The following is a 14,568-nucleotide window of genomic DNA, read 5'->3' as shown; positions in this document are numbered from 1 at the left end:
TCGACTCTGCCGCACTACCGGCTTCGGGAGCCGCCCCGCCGGCGGTCGAGGACCCGCATGACGGTCGTGGCGGTGACACCGTGGACGACCACCGACAGCACCACGGCGAACGCCGCCGTCGACCACAACGCGCCTTCCTGATCGATGCCCGCGACCGCGGCCGCGAATGCGAGATAAAAGACCGAGCCGACGCCGCGGATACCGAAAAACGCGGTCACTCCCCGTTCCTGGACCGTCATCTCTCGGCAGCCGAGCAACGCCAGCCACCCCACGACCGGACGGATCACGACCACGAGCGCCACCGCGACGAGGACTCCACCCCAGGTCAGATCGTCCAGCAGGCCCGATGTGAGAGCGACGCCCAGCAACAGCAGCACCGCGAGGGTCAGGACGTGCTCGAGTTGTTCCATCACACGATGCATGTCGGCGTGGTACGAATGCGCCCGCTCGATCCGGCGGAGCGCGACCGCACACGCGAACACGGCGAGAAAGCCATACCCACCGACGAGTTCGGTGAGCCCGTAGACGGCGAACGTGGCGGCCAGCGCGACGATCGGTTCGCCACTCTCGGCCAACCGCGCATGCGGAATCGGGAAGTGGAACACCACCCGCCCGAGCAGGTACCCGGCGACCGCGCCGATGGCCGCGCCCAGCACGGTCTTGCCGACCAACTCCCACAGGAACCAGTGCGCGATCCAATCCTCGGCCGGACCCTTCGTGATCAGGAACAACGCCAGATAGACGAACGGAAACGCGAGAGCGTCGTTGAGCCCCGCCTCCGACGTCAGGGCGAACCGCACCTCGTCGTCCTCGCGGTCGGAATCGTCCCCCGACGACGGTCCCTCCACCTGGACGTCGGAGGCCAGCACCGGATCCGTCGGGGCGAGCACGGCACCGAGCAGCAGCGCCGCCGCCGGTGTCAGTGCCGCCGCCCACCAGCCGAGCAGGGCAACCGCGGCGATTCCGAGCGGCATCGCGATGCCCAGCAGCCGCCACGTCGAGTTCCACGTCCGCAAGCCGAGCGGCCGGTCGATCGCCAGGCCGACACCCATCAGCGCGACGATGACACACGCCTCGCTCACGTGCTCGGCCACCGCGGGATGCGCCACCGGCGACACCAGATCGGCGTTGCCGAGGAACACCCCCACCACCGCTCCGACCGCGAGCACCACCAGCGGCGCCGACACGGCACGGTTGCGCATGATGCGCGGAACGGTCGCCGCGAGCAGCAGCGCCACACCGGCGGACAGGTAGACGACGTCGGTATTCACGGTCGCGGCCGCACACCTTTCACGAGCGGGGAGGAAAGTGAAGAGTGCACGAAAAGCACCTCCCCGAAACGGCGGCACCGTTTGTGAACGGGCCGGTGCTGCCTCGGGTTCGTGTGGAGTCGGCGAGGGACTTACCGCGGGTCTCGGGCGCCCAGGCGGCACTGACAGCGAGGCCGATCACGGCGATCGCGTACTCGGTCGATGAGATCGCGCCGACAACACCGCGATACTCCACGCTCTCGAGGCCCACTCCGCCATCTCGACTTACGTGAACCAGCCGCCGTCGGCTCCGGCCGCTACGATTACGTCGAATCGTCCGTCCCAGAGCCAGGGGTGCCATGTCGGAGTTGGACCAGGCGTTTGCCGATGCACAGGAGAACGTCAACAAGCTCACCTCGCGGCCGGCCAACGATCAGCTGCTGCAGCTGTACGCGCTGTTCAAGCAGGGGTCGAAGGGTGATGTCGAGGGCAAGCGGCCCGGTCGGCTGGACATGGTCAAACGCGCCAAGTACGACGCCTGGGCCAAGTTGGCGGGTACGAGCAGCGCCGACGCCAAGCAGGGTTACATCGACCTGGTGGCCCAACTCAAGCAGGGCTAAGCGGTAAGTACCAGGTTCGCGTCTTCTGCGGTCTCGTAACCGCGTATCCGGGTCACGAGACGAGCGATCGCGTCGGCAACCGCGGTCGGCTGTTCGAGGATCACCGAGTGGCCGGCGCCGTCGACGCAGACGAAGTCGGCGTCCTCGACCTGCGCGGCGATTGCCACCGAATGGGTGGGCGGCGTCATCAGGTCCGCGGAACCGCACAGCACGAGCGTGGGAATCACGGAGAGAGCGGGCAGCGTCCCGGACTCGTCGTAGGTCGTGAACGAGTCCAGGAAGCTGGTCATCGTCACGATCGGGGTCTCATCGTGCATGGCGATGGCAAGCTCGAGGGCGTGTGGGCTGACCTTCCGGTTGCCGAATTCAGCCCCGCGGATTGCCGGTGCGAATACCTTGCACCCGAGACGCTTCACCTGCTCCATTGATGTCGGTGCCAGGCGCACTGCCTGCTGGACCCAGGACAGGACCGGGGCGCGCAGCAGTCGGCCGAATCCCGCGTCGGCCAGACCACTCGCGGCGGTTGCGATCAGGCCGATCCCGACGATGCGGGTGCCGATCTCGTGTGGATGCTGGCGGGCGTAGGTGAGCGCGGTCATCCCACCCATGGAGTGCCCGACCAGGACGACCGGATCGGTGGGGGCGACGGCGTCGAGCACCGCGTGGAGGTCGCAGCCCAACTGCTCGACGGTGTAGGTCGCAGCGGACGCCACGTCGGAATCGCCGTGTCCGCGGTGGTCGTAGCTGACGATCCTGGCGTCGGTGTACTGCCGCATCTGCTCATCCCGCACCAAGATCCACGATTCGGCACTGAGGCAATGGCCGTGCAGAAGGACGATCGTCATGGGGGCGTCGGTGGGGCCGTACTCGCGGACGGCAAGCGACACACCGTCGTCCGCCGTGACTGTGGTCCTACGTGGGACCAGGGCTCGAGTGGTGCTCTCGATCGACATGCCGCCTCCCTCCTCCGTGCGATGACAGGTTCTACTGTCCATCGCGCAGGTTCGGGAAATAAGCACCCAGAGTGCTGGCCGTGATCACCCGGGGGTGACCGTCCCGCCACCCAGGGGTGGGTCCGGCCCTTCGTCGCCACTACGACGGCGGCGCCGGCCAGGGGTGGTCGGGGCTGACGATCTTCACGATCTCCGTGAAGAAGTTCCACACACCCAGCGGGTCGGCGTTCGAATTGACCAGCACCACCACGGTCTTGGCCTCGGGGGGAAGGTAATACGCATAGGTCTGGTAGCCCGCGATGTTCCCGTTGTGGCCGATCCAGCCGTTCTGGTTCTCGACCCCGAGTCCGTACAGCGAACCCGTGCCTTCCGACGGCGCCGGCTGGAACTGCTCCCGCTCGTGCTGGGTGGCCGGGGAGAGCAGCGTTCCTTCTGCCAAATCGCGCACCCACACGCGCAGGTCGTCGAGCGTGGAAATCATGTTGCCCGCGCCGAATCCCCACGACGGGTTCCAGTCGGTCGCGTCCACCGTCGCGCCGTCGGCGGTTTTCGAGTAGCCCTGCGCATGCGGTGACGGGATGGCCGCAGTGGTGGGGACCGTGGTGTCGTCGAGTTTCTCTGGTCCGGTGATGCGCTCGGCGACGTACGTGTTCAGCGGCAGGCCGGACGCCTTTTCGACCACGAGACCCAGGAGGAGGGTGTTGGTGTTGGAGTAGTCGAACGCGGTTCCCGGCGCGAAGAGGGGTGGACGGCTGAAACTGATCGCGAGCAGTTCCTGGGGTGTCCATTGGCGCTGTGGCTGACTCGGGAGCGCAGGAATCACCACCTCGGAGTAGTCGAAAAGCCCACTGCGCATGGCCGCCAACTGGCGGAGGGTGATCGCCTCGCCGTTGGGGACGTCGGACACATACCTGCCGATCGGATCGTCGAGTCCGACCTTTCCCTCGTCGACCAGTTGCAGCAGGGCGGTGGTGGTGAAGGTCTTCGTGAGGCTGCCGACGCGCATGAACAGGTCCGGTGCCATGGGCTCACCGGTGGCGGTGTCGCGTACCCCGAACGCCTGCACGTACGGTTCGGCGCCGTCCTGCCAGACACCGACGATCGCCCCGGGAACCGCGGCGCGCTCCATCGCCGCCGGAATCGTGTCGGTGAGCTGTGCGTCGGGCAGAACCGGTGCATCGTCCGACTCACCGCATCCCACCAGTCCCGTCGTCAGGACCGCCAGCGCGGCGACCAGTCGCCGCCCCGAAAATGTCCGTGCCACCCCGCTCTCCCATCGCCGTCTCGAACCTCGACCTGCTCGAAGCTTGCGCGGAACACTGTTTCCAGTATGGGCGGCCGTCCCAGCCGGGGAGGCGGATTACTTCGAAGGAACCGGCGCACACGAGTCGGGTGATCTACCGGATCCACGACGGCCACCTCACCCGGCTATCCGGGGAGGGCATCAAATGTGCGGCATTCGAAAGGTGCCGTGTCCGTTCGCGGCAGAGAAGTGCCGTTGACGTCCTCATGCGTGGTCCGGGCAGAGAAGATCAGGGGTGACGGTCCACCCAGCGCTGATGAACCATCGTTGAACTGGCTTCACCAGATCGCCCTTCTCCGCAAGTTCGGCGAATTGGCCGGCGAGAATTGGCCCGTCGCCGCAGACATTGCGAAATTTTGATTGCCGGATCCTCCACGGTTAACTCGGGCACGCCTCGTCGGAGTTCCCAGTCGGAAGTCGGGCCAATTGTCCACACTGGTCGAGTCTGGCCGTCACCAATTGGGCCAATGGTATGAATAATCCGAGACCGTTGGCAACTGAGGCGCAGGAAACGCTACCGTTCGTGACCAGTGATGTGAGTCACTCCCCATAACTTCCGTGGTCGGCGCAGCCCCGCCGCCGCGGCGCAGGAGGCGAACGTGGAAATCAAGGATGCTGTGCCCGGCACGGAGGCGACGGTTTCAGCCCGCCGCGGGTCCGACCGCGCGAAAATCTTGTCGATGCCCTGGCCGTGGTACCTCGCACTCGTCGCGGTCGGTCTGGGCGCGGTGTACACGGGAACGCTCCCGGAGAACATCTTCGGGGGTCTAGCCATCGCGATGATCATCGGCTGCGGCCTGTTCTGGATCGGCGACCGCACCCCGGCGCTGTCTGCGATCGGTGGCGGCCCTCTGCTGTGCGTGTTCGTGCCCGCCCTAGCCGTGTACTCCGGTCTGGTTCCGGACAGTTTCGCCGCCATCGTCAAAAGCTGGTTCACCGGATACGGTTTCGTCGAGATCCTGGTGGCGTCGATCATCGCCGGCAGCATCCTCGGGATGGACCGCCGGTTCCTGATCAAGGCCGGGGGCCGGTTCTGTGCGGTAATCGTGGTCGCGTTCGCCGTGGTGGTCAGCATCATCGGCGCACTCGCGGCGGTCACCGGTTTCGGATTCAAGACCGCAGTTCTCGACGTCACCATCCCAATCATGGCTGGTGGCATCTCCGGCGGTGCGATCCCACTGTCGCAGATGTACGCCGACACCATCGGCGGCGACGCCCAGCAGTACATGTCCAGCATCGTGCCGCCGATCATCTGCGCAAACCTACTGTGCATCGTGCTGGCATCGGTCTACGCCAACCTGACCCGCCGGCGCACCAAGTTGTTCGTCGGGTTCAACGGCCACGGTGAGATGCTGCGGATCAAGGCCACCCCGGAGCAAGTCGCCGCACTGACCGACAAGCGCCCGCTGACGATCAGCGGCCTCGGCACCGGCCTGCTGATGACCGGCGCGATCTACCTCGTCGGTGCGATGCTGCAGGCCGCGGTCCCGCCGGTGCACCTCTACGCCTGGGTCATCCTGCTCACCGCCGCAATCAAGCTGTCCGGCGTGCTGCCGCAGGAGGTCGAGGAGTCGACGACAGAGTGGTACCAGTTCGTGGTCAAGCTGTGGGTGCCCGCAGCACTGGTCGGCATCGGAGTATCCCTGATCGACATCGAGCAAATCGCCGAACTTTCTTCCCGGCCTGCATATCTGGCGTTCACCGTGGCCACGGTGCTGATTACCGCACTGACCGCCGGATTCGTGGGGTGGTTGCTGAAGTTGTACTTCGTGGAGTCCTCGATCACCGCCGGGTTGTGCATGACCGACCTCGGCGGGTCCGGTGACATCGCCACCCTCGGCACCACCCGGCGCATGCATCTGCTGCCCTTTGCGCAGATCACCTCCCGGCTCGGCGGCGGACTGGTGCTGCTGTCGGCCTCGGGTTTCCTGGCCTACTTCTACGGCTGATTTCGGCGGTCGGCCGCCACTCGGCACGCATGTATTCGATGAGGAGAAAGAAAAAGATGGGTAAGACACTGGCCGAAAAGGTCTGGGACGCACACATAGTTCGCCGAGAGGAGGGTGAGCCGGACCTGCTCTACATCGACATGCATTTGTTGCACGAGGTGAACACCCCACAGGCCTTCGACGGCCTCCGGGCGAGCGGTCGCACGGTGCGGCGCCCTGACCTGACGCTGGGCACCGAGGACCACAACACTCCGACCGTGGCCGTCGACAAGGAGATCGTCGACCCGGCGGCCCGCGAACAGGTCTCGCTGATGCGCAAGAACTGTGCCGAGTTCGGGATCGAGTTGTTCCGCCTCGGCGAGGAACATCAGGGCATCGTGCACGTCATCGGTCCCGAACTCGGCCTGTCCCATCCGGGGTCGACGATCGTTTGCTGCGATTCGCACACCGCCACCCAGGGTGCGTTCGGGGCACTGGCCTTCGGGATCGGCACCAGCCAGGTCGAGCACGTGCTGGCCACGCAGACCTTGCCGATGGCACGGCTGAAGAACATGGCGGTCACCGTGAACGGCTCGCTGCCCGAGGGGGTGACGGCCAAGGATCTGATCCTGGCGATCATCGCCCGCGTCGGCACCGCCGGCGGCCAGGGCCACATCATCGAATACCGGGGTCAGGCCATCGACGAGCTGTCGATGGAGGGCCGGATGACGGTGTGCAACATGTCCGTCGAGGCCGGATCGAGGGCCGGGATGATCGCCCCGGACGAGAAGACCTTCGAGTACCTGCGTGGCCGCCCGGCCGCACCGACCGGGGACGCATGGGATGCCGAGGTGGCGTACTGGCGCACCCTGTTCAGCGACGGCGACGCCGTCTTCGACAAGGAAGTCGTGATCGATGCCTCCACCCTGACCCCCTTCGTGTCGTGGGGCACCACGCCTGCGCAGGCAGGTCCACTCGGTGACCCGGTGCCCCACCCGGACCAGTTCCCCGACCCGATCGAACGGGCCGCTGTCGAACGCGCCCAGGATTACATGAACATCACACCCGGACGGCCGGTCCGCGGGCTTCCGGTCGATGTCGTGTTCATCGGATCATGCACCAACAGCCGGATCGAGGATCTGCGTGACGTCGCGCGTGTCCTCGATGGAAGGACGGTCGCACCCGGGGTCGAGTTGATGATCGTGCCCGGATCGATGAAGGTGCGTCAGCAGGCCATCGACGAAGGCCTGAACGAGGTGTTCGAGGCCGCCGGAGCGGGACTGCGATTCGCCGGCTGTTCGATGTGCGCAGCGCTGAACGAGGACCGCCTCGCACCCGGTCAACGCGCCGCATCGACGAACAACCGCAACTTCGAGGGCCGCCAGGGCAAGGGCTCTCGCACTCACATCGTCTCCCCCGCCGTGGCGGCGGCGACTGCCGTGGCCGGTCACCTGGCCGCACCCGCCGACCTGAACTGACTCACCTTTCGTTTGCGAATCGAGGACCTCGTGCAACCGTTCACCGTGCACACCGGCATCGCCGCGCCACTGCGGCGCACCGACGTCGACACCGATCAGATCATTCCCGTCCGCTTCCTCACCCACAGTTCCCGAACCGGGTTCTCCGACAAACTCTTCCACGACTGGCGTGAAGAACCCGACTTCGTCCTCAACGACCCCACCTACACCGGGTCGACGATCCTGGTCGCCGGCCGGGACTTCGGCACCGGATCCTCGCGGGAGTACGCGGTCTGGGCGTTGCAGAACTACGGATTCCGGGCGGTGATCGCGCCCCGATTCGGGGACATCTTCCGCGGCAACGCCCTCACCAACGGCCTGCTCACCGTGGAGTTACCGACCGACACCATCGAACGACTCTGGTGCGTGCTCGAGGCCGAGCCCGGACATCAGGTCACCATCGACCTGATCGAACGGCAGGTGCGGGCGGGTGCGATCGCCGCATCGTTCGAACTCGACGACAACACCCGCTGGCGTCTACTCGAAGGACTCGACCACATCGACCTGACCCTCGCCCACGCCGGCACTATCACCGACTTCGAGCACCAGCGGCGCCCCGCACTGCCCTCGACCACTCTGATTCGCTGACCTCAGGGATGCAGTGACCGCAGCGTTGGACGGGCCGAGACCCTCAGGGTGTCTCGGCCCGCTGCTTTTCCAGCAATGGCACGATCCGCGGGGCGATGCGGCGGCTGAGCACCAGTTCCGACTGGGTTCGCAGCACCCCCTCGGTGGCGATCATCTCCTGCAGGACCCGCTCGAAGTCCTCGTGATCCTTGGCCACCACCCGGCACAGCAGATCGCCTTTTCCGGCAACGGAATTGACCTCGAGCACCTCGGGGATGGTGGCCAGATGCCGGCAGGTGGCGTCCATCATCGACTGCGCGATGTCCAGGTGCACGAACGCCAGGATGGAGTACCCGAGGGCGGTCGGTTGCATTTGCGGGCGGTAGCTGGTGATCACCCCGTCGCGGGAGAACTTGTCGAGCCGCGACTGCACGGTGCCGCGCGCGACGTTGAGGCGCCGCGCGTACTCACGCACCCCGGCCTTGGGTTCCTCGACGATCAGCTTCAACAGATCGAGATCCAGCTTGTCCAAGGGAGTGGTCAATTGCATCACCCCATTGTTCCCGATGCAGCGCTCAGGATGAACCGAACAGGGCCGATTGCCCACCTTCTAGTTCCAGTCTCCTACCACTAGCCCACCAGGTGCGGGTTCGAACACCGACCGCCTACTTGACGAACGGAGAACACGATGTCCCAGCAATCTTCCCCGGTCTCGCCGACGATCGACCGGGAGGCGGCGGTAACGGCCCACCGCGACCGTGCCGCACTGTTGGCTTCCCTCTCGCAGGTTGCCGATGTCTCCTGCGCGGTCGCCGACGCCCTCGACCAGCTGGGCGACGGTGCCGCGATCGGTGCCGGTACTCTCACACCGCTGAGTCGGGGCCAGCGGATCTGCGGGCCCGCGGTGACGTTGCGGTACCGCCAGCTGACCGGCGACGTCGCCGACAACAGGGCGGACGGACTTGGTGCCCGGCTCGGAGACCGGGACCTCTACAGCAGCGCCCGGCCCGGTGATGTGGCGGTGTTCGACTGCCCCGCCCCCGCCGATACCGCTGTCGTGGGTGCGCTGTCGGCGCATTGGGCGCTGCTGGCCGGACTCGCCGGCTGCGTTGTCGGGGGCGCGGTGCGTGATTCGGTGTCCATCGTTGACAGCGGCTTGCCCGTGTGGTCGATGGCCCGGGTTCCGCAGGCCGCGCGTTTTCGCTACGCCACCGAGTCGATCGGCGAACCGGTCCGGCTGGCCGGGCGCCTGGTCCACCCGGGCGACATCATCGTCGCCGATGACGACGGGGTCGCCGTCATTCCGGCCGACCGGTTGTTCGACGTGGTGAAGGTCTGTGTGGAGGCCGAGCGGGTCGAGCACGACCTACTCACCCAGTTGCGGTCGAGTGATTCGATCGCCGACCTTCTCGGCAAGCTGCGGCAACGACCGGTCAGCGTGTTCGACCGCTGACCCTGGTGGGCCGACGGAGCATGCGCTGATATCGAATTTGGCTCGTGATCCGTCGGCCGTCGGCACCATGGAAGGCGCATGACGGAGGGGCTCGACGCATGGCGTCGAGCCCCTCCGCGTTGGTGTGTCTGTCAGGTGTCGAGCAGTTCGACCGTCTCGATCCCGAGGCCTCGCAGCCGCGTCACGTAGTTGTCGACATTGCGGACTTTGACGTCCTCGTAGCCGCGCACCATATCCGCGGCTGCCGCGGCGGCGACCGCCGTGTCGTACGTGCTCTCATCCAGGTCACGCGCCAAACGCAGCACCATCTGCTCGTAGTGGGCGGCCAGGCGTCGTTCGAGCCGACGCATCCCGGCGTATCCGAACGGATCCCACCGCGTGCCCCGCAGCCGTTTGCCCTTGGCCAGCACACGCAGTGCGGTGTGGCTGCGCGGTCCGAGACCGATCTTCTTCTTCCGGCCCACCGCCTCGAGGGTCGGGGGGTGGAGCTTGTAGGTGAGGTTGCCGTCCACGCACGAGCGCAGCGGGACCGGCGCAGACCTGGGCGTGGTGGATGTAAGTCGTGCCGGGCGGTCACCAGGTGTGACGTCGACACCCCGCAGGGACTTAAGTCCCTTTTCCATGCCGATCCGGTTCTTCGCTCGGGTGGGGGTGCCAGGCTGTGGATGGCCCCGGGTTTCAGGGCGGTCGGGCAGGAGCGGACAACGGTGTCGACACTTTCAGCGAATCCGATCGGTGCTGCCGGTGCCGGAACCGCCGGTTTCACGCCGACCATCGGGGTGGAGGAAGAGTTCGTGCTCGCCGACCCCGGCACCGGTGCCCCGTTCCTGGGTAACACCGCGGTCGCCGCCGCCGCCCGACGCTGCGGCGCCGAACTGCAACTCGAGTTGTCGCGGTGTCAGATCGAAACCGCCACTCCGGTGTGCACCACCCTCACCGATCTCGGAAACCAGCTCCGGCGTACTCGAGCACAGGTGGCGGCCGCAGCCTCCGCGGTGGGCGTCGCGGTGCTCGCGACCGGGGTACCCCCCTTCGGACCGCCCCCGACCTCGATCACCGCGCTGCCCCGCTATCAGCGGATGGCCGAGCATTTCGGCCTTCTCGGGGAGCAGGTCATCTGCGGTTGTCACGTTCACGTCGGACTCGACGACCGGGACCTCGCGGTGCAGGTCAGCAACCATCTACGTCCCTGGCTGCCGGTGCTGCTGGCACTGACCGCGAACTCACCGGTCTTCGCCGGCCGCGACACCGGATACGCCAGCTGGCGGCACGTGTTGTGGTCGCGGTGGCCCAGTGCCGGGCCACCCCCGTATTTCCGCTCCGCGCAGCACTACGACACCGTGGTGGCGGACATGCTCGACCACGAGGTGATCCTCGATACGGCGATGGTCTACTGGGATGTGCGCCTGTCGGCGCACCTGCCCACCCTCGAGGTGCGGGTCAGCGACGTCCCCGCGACCGTCGAGGAAACGGTGCTCCTCGCCGCGCTGGTGCGCGCGCTGGTCACCACCGCCCTCGGTGCTGTCCACAGCGGGCAACAGGCACCGGTGCTCGACCCCGCTCTGCTGCGGGCGGCGTATTGGCGCGCCGCCCGGGACGGGGTGAGCAGATACGCCCTCGACACCGGGTCCGGACACCTGATCTCGGCGCGCGAGGCTACCGCGCGGCTTGTCGATCATGTACGTCCGGCGCTCGAGCGCACCGGCGATTACCGGACCGTCCGCTGCGCCGTCGAGTGTGTCCTCGGTGCGGGTAACGGGGCTGTGCGGCAACGCCGCATCCTCCGGGCAGGATCTCGTGCCGACCTCCTCCACATGCTCACCTGCACCACCACCGACACCTGCGCGAGCACCGAGGAACTCGGACATGACACCGCCGACCGGTCATGACGGACCCCACGCGCGGGTGGTGGCGGTGAAACTCGATGCACTGTTCGGATCGGGTACACCGCAGCGGGTCGGCAGCTTCCGATTCCTCCTCGACGGCCAACGGTGGGAATGGTCCGACCCGGTTGCCGAGATGCACGGCTACCGCCCCGGCGAGAAAACTCCCACCACCGAATTGCTGCTCTCGCACAAACACCCCGACGACCTCCGCCATGTCACCGCGATCTTCGAGAAGATGATCGACGAGGGCCAACCTTTCAGCAGCAAACACCGCATCATCGACACCGCTGGGCGTGTGCACCATGTGATCGTCGTCGGGGACCAGCTCCGCGAGAACGACCGGGTGGTCGGCACGTCCGGGTTCTACATCGACGTCAGCGAGTCCCTGGAGACCGTACTGCAGGAATCGCTCGACGAAGCGGTCGCCGAACTTGCCGCGTCCCGGGCGGTCATCGAACAGGCCAAGGGCGTGTTGATGCTCGTCTACGGCATCCCCGCGGAGCGGGCCTTCGACATCCTCATCTGGCGCTCCCAGGAGACCAACACCAAACTGCGCACCATCGCCGAGAACCTGGTCACCGCGGTCGGCGATCCCGCCGCCGCCGCGGTCCCGCCGGAAACCTTCCGGACCCGGTTCGACCGCGTGCTGCTCACCGCCCACCAATTCCGGAGCAACACGAGCTGAGGGGCAACCGCGGTCCGTTTCCGTCAGGTGCGCTCAGCAGAATCGTGCCGCCCCTTCACAGCGCCGGTGCCGGCGGTTGAGTGCCGGGAAACCGGGGTAGTCACGGTATATACACCCCGCGCGCACCGACGCGCCCTATTGCTGCCGACGCCGTCGACGCAGCGCGTGGCGACGACACACAGCAAGTAGGTTCGATCATGAAAATCATGAAAACTAAAACCAAAGTCGAGTTGGGGGCCGCGGTTGGCGCGGGATACCTGCTCGGGCGCACACACCAGTTGAAGATGGCCGTGAAACTCGCCGGGGCGGGCGGACGATCCCCCAGTGGGCCACAGGAGCTGCTCACCCAGGGCTCCGAACTCCTCGCTTCGTCTCCGGACATCACGGAGCTCGGTGACTCGGTTCGGGACGAACTGCTCGACGTCACGGCGGCCAAGGCCGAAGCCGAGGCCACCAGCGAGCACATCGCTTCGTTCCGCGACCGCCTCCGCTCGCGCCGCGCGAACGTCGTATCCGGCGGCGGGCACCTGGTCGCAGGGGTGAAGAGAATCGGTCATCGCGAGCACGCCCACCCGGCGGAATCCACCGTCGACGCCGAACCGGACAACGGAAAAGACGAGGGCGAGAAACAACAGCAGCCGTCCAGCACCCGGGCACGCTTGCGGCGGATCACGCCCCGCGCGCTCCACCATGCCTGAGCGGTCGCGTCATTGCAGCGTGAGGTGCGTCCTCGCCCAGTCCGCCAGTTCGTCGAGGACCGGCATCAGTGACTGGCCTGCCTCGGTCAGCTGATATGTGACCGATACGGGCGGTCCCTCGCAGACTTCCCGCGTCACGAGACCGGCCCCGGCCANTTCGACGAGACGGTCGGAGAGCACCGAATCGCTGATGCTCCCGACCGAACGTCGCAGCCCGGAGAACGTNGCCGGGCCCGACATCAGTGTCGCCAGAATGACGCCGTTCCAGCGCTTGCCCAGGAACGTGAACGCCTTCGCGAGCGCGCCGTCGCACGCGCGCGGATCGTGCTGTTCGACGCCTGAGCTCATANNTCGACCTTAGNAAGGTGCTAGCATCCAACTGTCAACTAGTTTTTTACTAGTAACACTTTTGTTGCTAGTCACTGATCGGATTCTCGGAGGGAGACAGCGAGGCGGGTGGCGTGCTAGAACGAACGAGTGGCACTCGGCGAACAGATCGAGATCGACGCTCGAACGCGCATGATCGTCGGTCAACCGCTCGACATGGCCGCGGACCAGCCGGATGTGGGCAACGCGATCGTTCACCGAGCCGGAGATCTCTTGGTGGTCGTCGACACCGGGGTGACCACCGCTTTCCGCGACGCGATCCGATCCGCTGCCGACGACCTCGCTCCGTGGTCGAAGGTCCTGCTACTCACCACCCACGGTCACCCCGACCATGTCGGCAACAACGACATCGTCGACGACCTCGGCGTCGGACTCGACCGCTCGAACGTGCAGCATTTCGTCAGCGCGCACGACGCGAGCCAGTACCGCGATCGAGGTCTCCCCTACTGGATCACGAGTCTCGAACGTGTGTCCGGCCTGGTGCCGGGGTTCGAGGATCCCGCTGACGCAGCACGTCGGCTCCTCGCCATGTACCGGCCCTACGTTCCCGTCACCGATATCACCCGGACGTACGAGGAACTCCCGCTCGAGCACCTCGTCATCGGCTCTCAACACGTGTCCGGCTGGTCGTTCGGGGACGGTGCCGTTCAGGTCGTCCGCACCCACGGTCACTGCGCCGGCCAGGTCGTCGTCCACCTCCCCGGGGCACGGTTGCTGCACCTGTCGGACGAGCCGAACGGGCCGTGCGGCGCGATGCACGACGCCAACCAGATGAACATCTTCGCCGCGGCCGCCCTGGCGCTGACGCTGGTCGAGACCGGCGCTCTCGACGTCGTCACCGAGGGCCACGCGTTCGAGGTGTTCGATCGCCCTGCCGCAGCCGAGCGCCTGTCGACGCTGCTCGATCAGGCTTCGGCGCTCGACGGCGCCGCACAGGCACTGCTCACCGATCACATCGACGACCTACCGGCGTTCGTTCACGCCTTCATCGCGCGATCCCAGGAGCTGGGCGTATCGGGCGCGAATCCGAACCCCATGTTCAACACGATGATGACGATCGCCAAGTTGCGCGAGCTCGGTCTCGTAGCGAAGGGTGCGGGCTCGCACCAGACATGGACCCGACCCGTCCTCGACGACTCCACGCGCGCACCGTGACACGCGTGCCGGTCACTGCAGCCTGAGGTGCGTCCTCGCCCAGTCCGCCAGTTCGTCGAGGACCGGCATCAGTGACTGGCCTGCCTCGGTCAGCTGATATGTGACCGATACGGGCGGTCCCTCGCAGACTTCCCGCGTCACGAGACCGGCCCCGGCCAGTTCGACG

Annotated in this window: 16 protein-coding genes; 9 read left to right on the top strand and 7 right to left on the bottom strand. The window is 66.5% G+C overall.

Annotated elements, in window-relative coordinates; translation table 11 throughout:
- Positions 1-14: 14 nt before the first annotated feature.
- On the bottom strand, positions 15-1,271 hold the full coding sequence (locus tag CA951_RS36125) for a cation:proton antiporter (RefSeq protein ID WP_087561446.1): 1,257 nt from the start codon (positions 1,269-1,271) through the stop codon (positions 15-17).
- A 338-nt stretch (positions 1,272-1,609) separates the two neighbouring features.
- On the opposite strand from CA951_RS36125, the gene CA951_RS36115 reads away from it, so the two are divergent.
- Positions 1,610-1,870: an acyl-CoA-binding protein gene (locus CA951_RS36115; protein WP_087561444.1), complete on the top strand. Its 261-nt coding sequence runs from the start codon at positions 1,610-1,612 to the stop codon at positions 1,868-1,870.
- Here the strand turns inward: CA951_RS36115 and CA951_RS36110 are convergent.
- Together CA951_RS36110 and CA951_RS36105 are read right to left on the bottom strand one after the other, a co-directional pair.
- Positions 1,867-2,823 carry an alpha/beta fold hydrolase gene (locus CA951_RS36110; RefSeq protein ID WP_087561443.1) on the bottom strand — a complete coding sequence of 319 codons (957 nt, stop codon included), beginning with the start codon at positions 2,821-2,823 and terminating at the stop codon, positions 1,867-1,869. The two genes, CA951_RS36115 and CA951_RS36110, sit on opposite strands and share 4 nt — an antisense overlap.
- Positions 2,824-2,962: 139 nt before the next feature.
- Positions 2,963-4,087, bottom strand: coding sequence for a serine hydrolase (locus tag CA951_RS36105; RefSeq protein ID WP_087561442.1), 1,125 nt, complete (start codon positions 4,085-4,087; stop codon positions 2,963-2,965).
- Between the two features lie 638 nt (positions 4,088-4,725).
- Here CA951_RS36105 and CA951_RS36100 point away from each other — a divergent pair.
- From CA951_RS36100 to leuD, 3 genes are read left to right on the top strand one after another with little or no spacing between them, the layout of a single operon-like run.
- Positions 4,726-6,075 (top strand): 2-hydroxycarboxylate transporter family protein, encoded by a 1,350-nt coding sequence (locus tag CA951_RS36100; protein WP_087561441.1) that lies wholly within the window; start codon positions 4,726-4,728, stop codon positions 6,073-6,075.
- A 56-nt stretch (positions 6,076-6,131) separates the two neighbouring features.
- Complete coding sequence (leuC, locus tag CA951_RS36095) at positions 6,132-7,532, top strand: 3-isopropylmalate dehydratase large subunit (RefSeq protein WP_087561440.1); 1,401 nt, start codon at positions 6,132-6,134, stop codon at positions 7,530-7,532.
- A gap of 30 nt (positions 7,533-7,562) precedes the next feature.
- On the top strand, positions 7,563-8,159 hold the full coding sequence (gene leuD / locus CA951_RS36090) for a 3-isopropylmalate dehydratase small subunit (protein WP_087561439.1): 597 nt from the start codon (positions 7,563-7,565) through the stop codon (positions 8,157-8,159).
- A 43-nt stretch (positions 8,160-8,202) separates the two neighbouring features.
- Here leuD and CA951_RS36085 read toward each other — a convergent pair whose 3' ends face one another.
- Positions 8,203-8,688 carry an Lrp/AsnC family transcriptional regulator gene (locus tag CA951_RS36085; protein ID WP_087561438.1) on the bottom strand — a complete coding sequence of 162 codons (486 nt, stop codon included), beginning with the start codon at positions 8,686-8,688 and terminating at the stop codon, positions 8,203-8,205.
- Positions 8,689-8,826: 138 nt separating this feature from the next.
- Between CA951_RS36085 and CA951_RS36080 the strand changes: the two genes are divergently transcribed.
- A complete protein-coding gene (locus CA951_RS36080; RefSeq protein ID WP_087561437.1) occupies positions 8,827-9,591 on the top strand; it encodes an RraA family protein in 765 nt (254 codons plus the stop codon).
- 131 nt (positions 9,592-9,722) lie between these two features.
- Here CA951_RS36080 and CA951_RS36075 read toward each other — a convergent pair whose 3' ends face one another.
- Positions 9,723-10,214 carry a DUF6537 domain-containing protein gene (locus CA951_RS36075; RefSeq protein WP_179220435.1) on the bottom strand — a complete coding sequence of 164 codons (492 nt, stop codon included), beginning with the start codon at positions 10,212-10,214 and terminating at the stop codon, positions 9,723-9,725.
- Positions 10,215-10,298: 84 nt separating this feature from the next.
- Between CA951_RS36075 and CA951_RS36070 the strand changes: the two genes are divergently transcribed.
- The 3 genes from CA951_RS36070 (at position 10,299) to CA951_RS36060 (ending at position 12,860) form a co-directional block, all read left to right on the top strand.
- Positions 10,299-11,480 (top strand): glutamate--cysteine ligase, encoded by a 1,182-nt coding sequence (locus CA951_RS36070; protein ID WP_256974225.1) that lies wholly within the window; start codon positions 10,299-10,301, stop codon positions 11,478-11,480.
- Positions 11,458-12,162, top strand: a complete 705-nt coding sequence (locus CA951_RS36065; protein ID WP_087561436.1) for a PAS and ANTAR domain-containing protein — start codon at positions 11,458-11,460, stop codon at positions 12,160-12,162. The genes CA951_RS36070 and CA951_RS36065 overlap by 23 nt, the downstream gene beginning before the upstream one ends.
- Before the next feature lie 206 nt (positions 12,163-12,368).
- A complete protein-coding gene (locus CA951_RS36060) occupies positions 12,369-12,860 on the top strand; it encodes a hypothetical protein (RefSeq protein ID WP_256974224.1) in 492 nt (163 codons plus the stop codon).
- 9 nt (positions 12,861-12,869) lie between these two features.
- Here CA951_RS36060 and CA951_RS36055 read toward each other — a convergent pair whose 3' ends face one another.
- On the bottom strand, positions 12,870-13,208 hold the full coding sequence (locus CA951_RS36055; protein ID WP_087561434.1) for a helix-turn-helix domain-containing protein: 339 nt from the start codon (positions 13,206-13,208) through the stop codon (positions 12,870-12,872).
- A 129-nt stretch (positions 13,209-13,337) separates the two neighbouring features.
- Between CA951_RS36055 and CA951_RS36050 the strand changes: the two genes are divergently transcribed.
- Positions 13,338-14,402 carry an MBL fold metallo-hydrolase gene (locus CA951_RS36050; RefSeq protein WP_087561433.1) on the top strand — a complete coding sequence of 355 codons (1,065 nt, stop codon included), beginning with the start codon at positions 13,338-13,340 and terminating at the stop codon, positions 14,400-14,402.
- Between the two features lie 12 nt (positions 14,403-14,414).
- Here the strand turns inward: CA951_RS36050 and CA951_RS36045 are convergent, their stop codons facing one another.
- A complete protein-coding gene (locus CA951_RS36045; RefSeq protein WP_373414903.1) occupies positions 14,415-14,561 on the bottom strand; it encodes a winged helix-turn-helix transcriptional regulator in 147 nt (48 codons plus the stop codon).
- Between the last annotated feature and the right edge of the window lie 7 nt (positions 14,562-14,568).

This window comes from Rhodococcus sp. NCIMB 12038, from assembly GCF_002165735.1.
Classification (GTDB): Bacteria; Actinomycetota; Actinomycetes; order Mycobacteriales; family Mycobacteriaceae; genus Rhodococcus_F.
The sequence above is the reverse complement of the archived record's forward strand: the minus strand, read 5'-3'. Positions and strand labels throughout refer to the sequence as shown.

What these genes read in the sequence shown, in the direction of transcription:
- CA951_RS36115 (WP_087561444.1), top strand. Translation starts at nt 1,610, where the DNA reads ATGTCGGAGTTGGACCAGGCGTTTGCCGATGCACAGGAGAACGTCAAC.
- CA951_RS36110 (WP_087561443.1), bottom strand. Translation starts at nt 2,823, where the DNA reads ATGTCGATCGAGAGCACCACTCGAGCCCTGGTCCCACGTAGGACCACA.
- leuC (WP_087561440.1), top strand. Translation starts at nt 6,132, where the DNA reads ATGGGTAAGACACTGGCCGAAAAGGTCTGGGACGCACACATAGTTCGC.
- CA951_RS36085 (WP_087561438.1), bottom strand. Translation starts at nt 8,688, where the DNA reads ATGCAATTGACCACTCCCTTGGACAAGCTGGATCTCGATCTGTTGAAG.
- CA951_RS36080 (WP_087561437.1), top strand. Translation starts at nt 8,827, where the DNA reads ATGTCCCAGCAATCTTCCCCGGTCTCGCCGACGATCGACCGGGAGGCG.
- CA951_RS36075 (WP_179220435.1), bottom strand. Translation starts at nt 10,214, where the DNA reads ATGGAAAAGGGACTTAAGTCCCTGCGGGGTGTCGACGTCACACCTGGT.
- CA951_RS36065 (WP_087561436.1), top strand. Translation starts at nt 11,458, where the DNA reads ATGACACCGCCGACCGGTCATGACGGACCCCACGCGCGGGTGGTGGCG.
- CA951_RS36060 (WP_256974224.1), top strand. Translation starts at nt 12,369, where the DNA reads ATGAAAACTAAAACCAAAGTCGAGTTGGGGGCCGCGGTTGGCGCGGGA.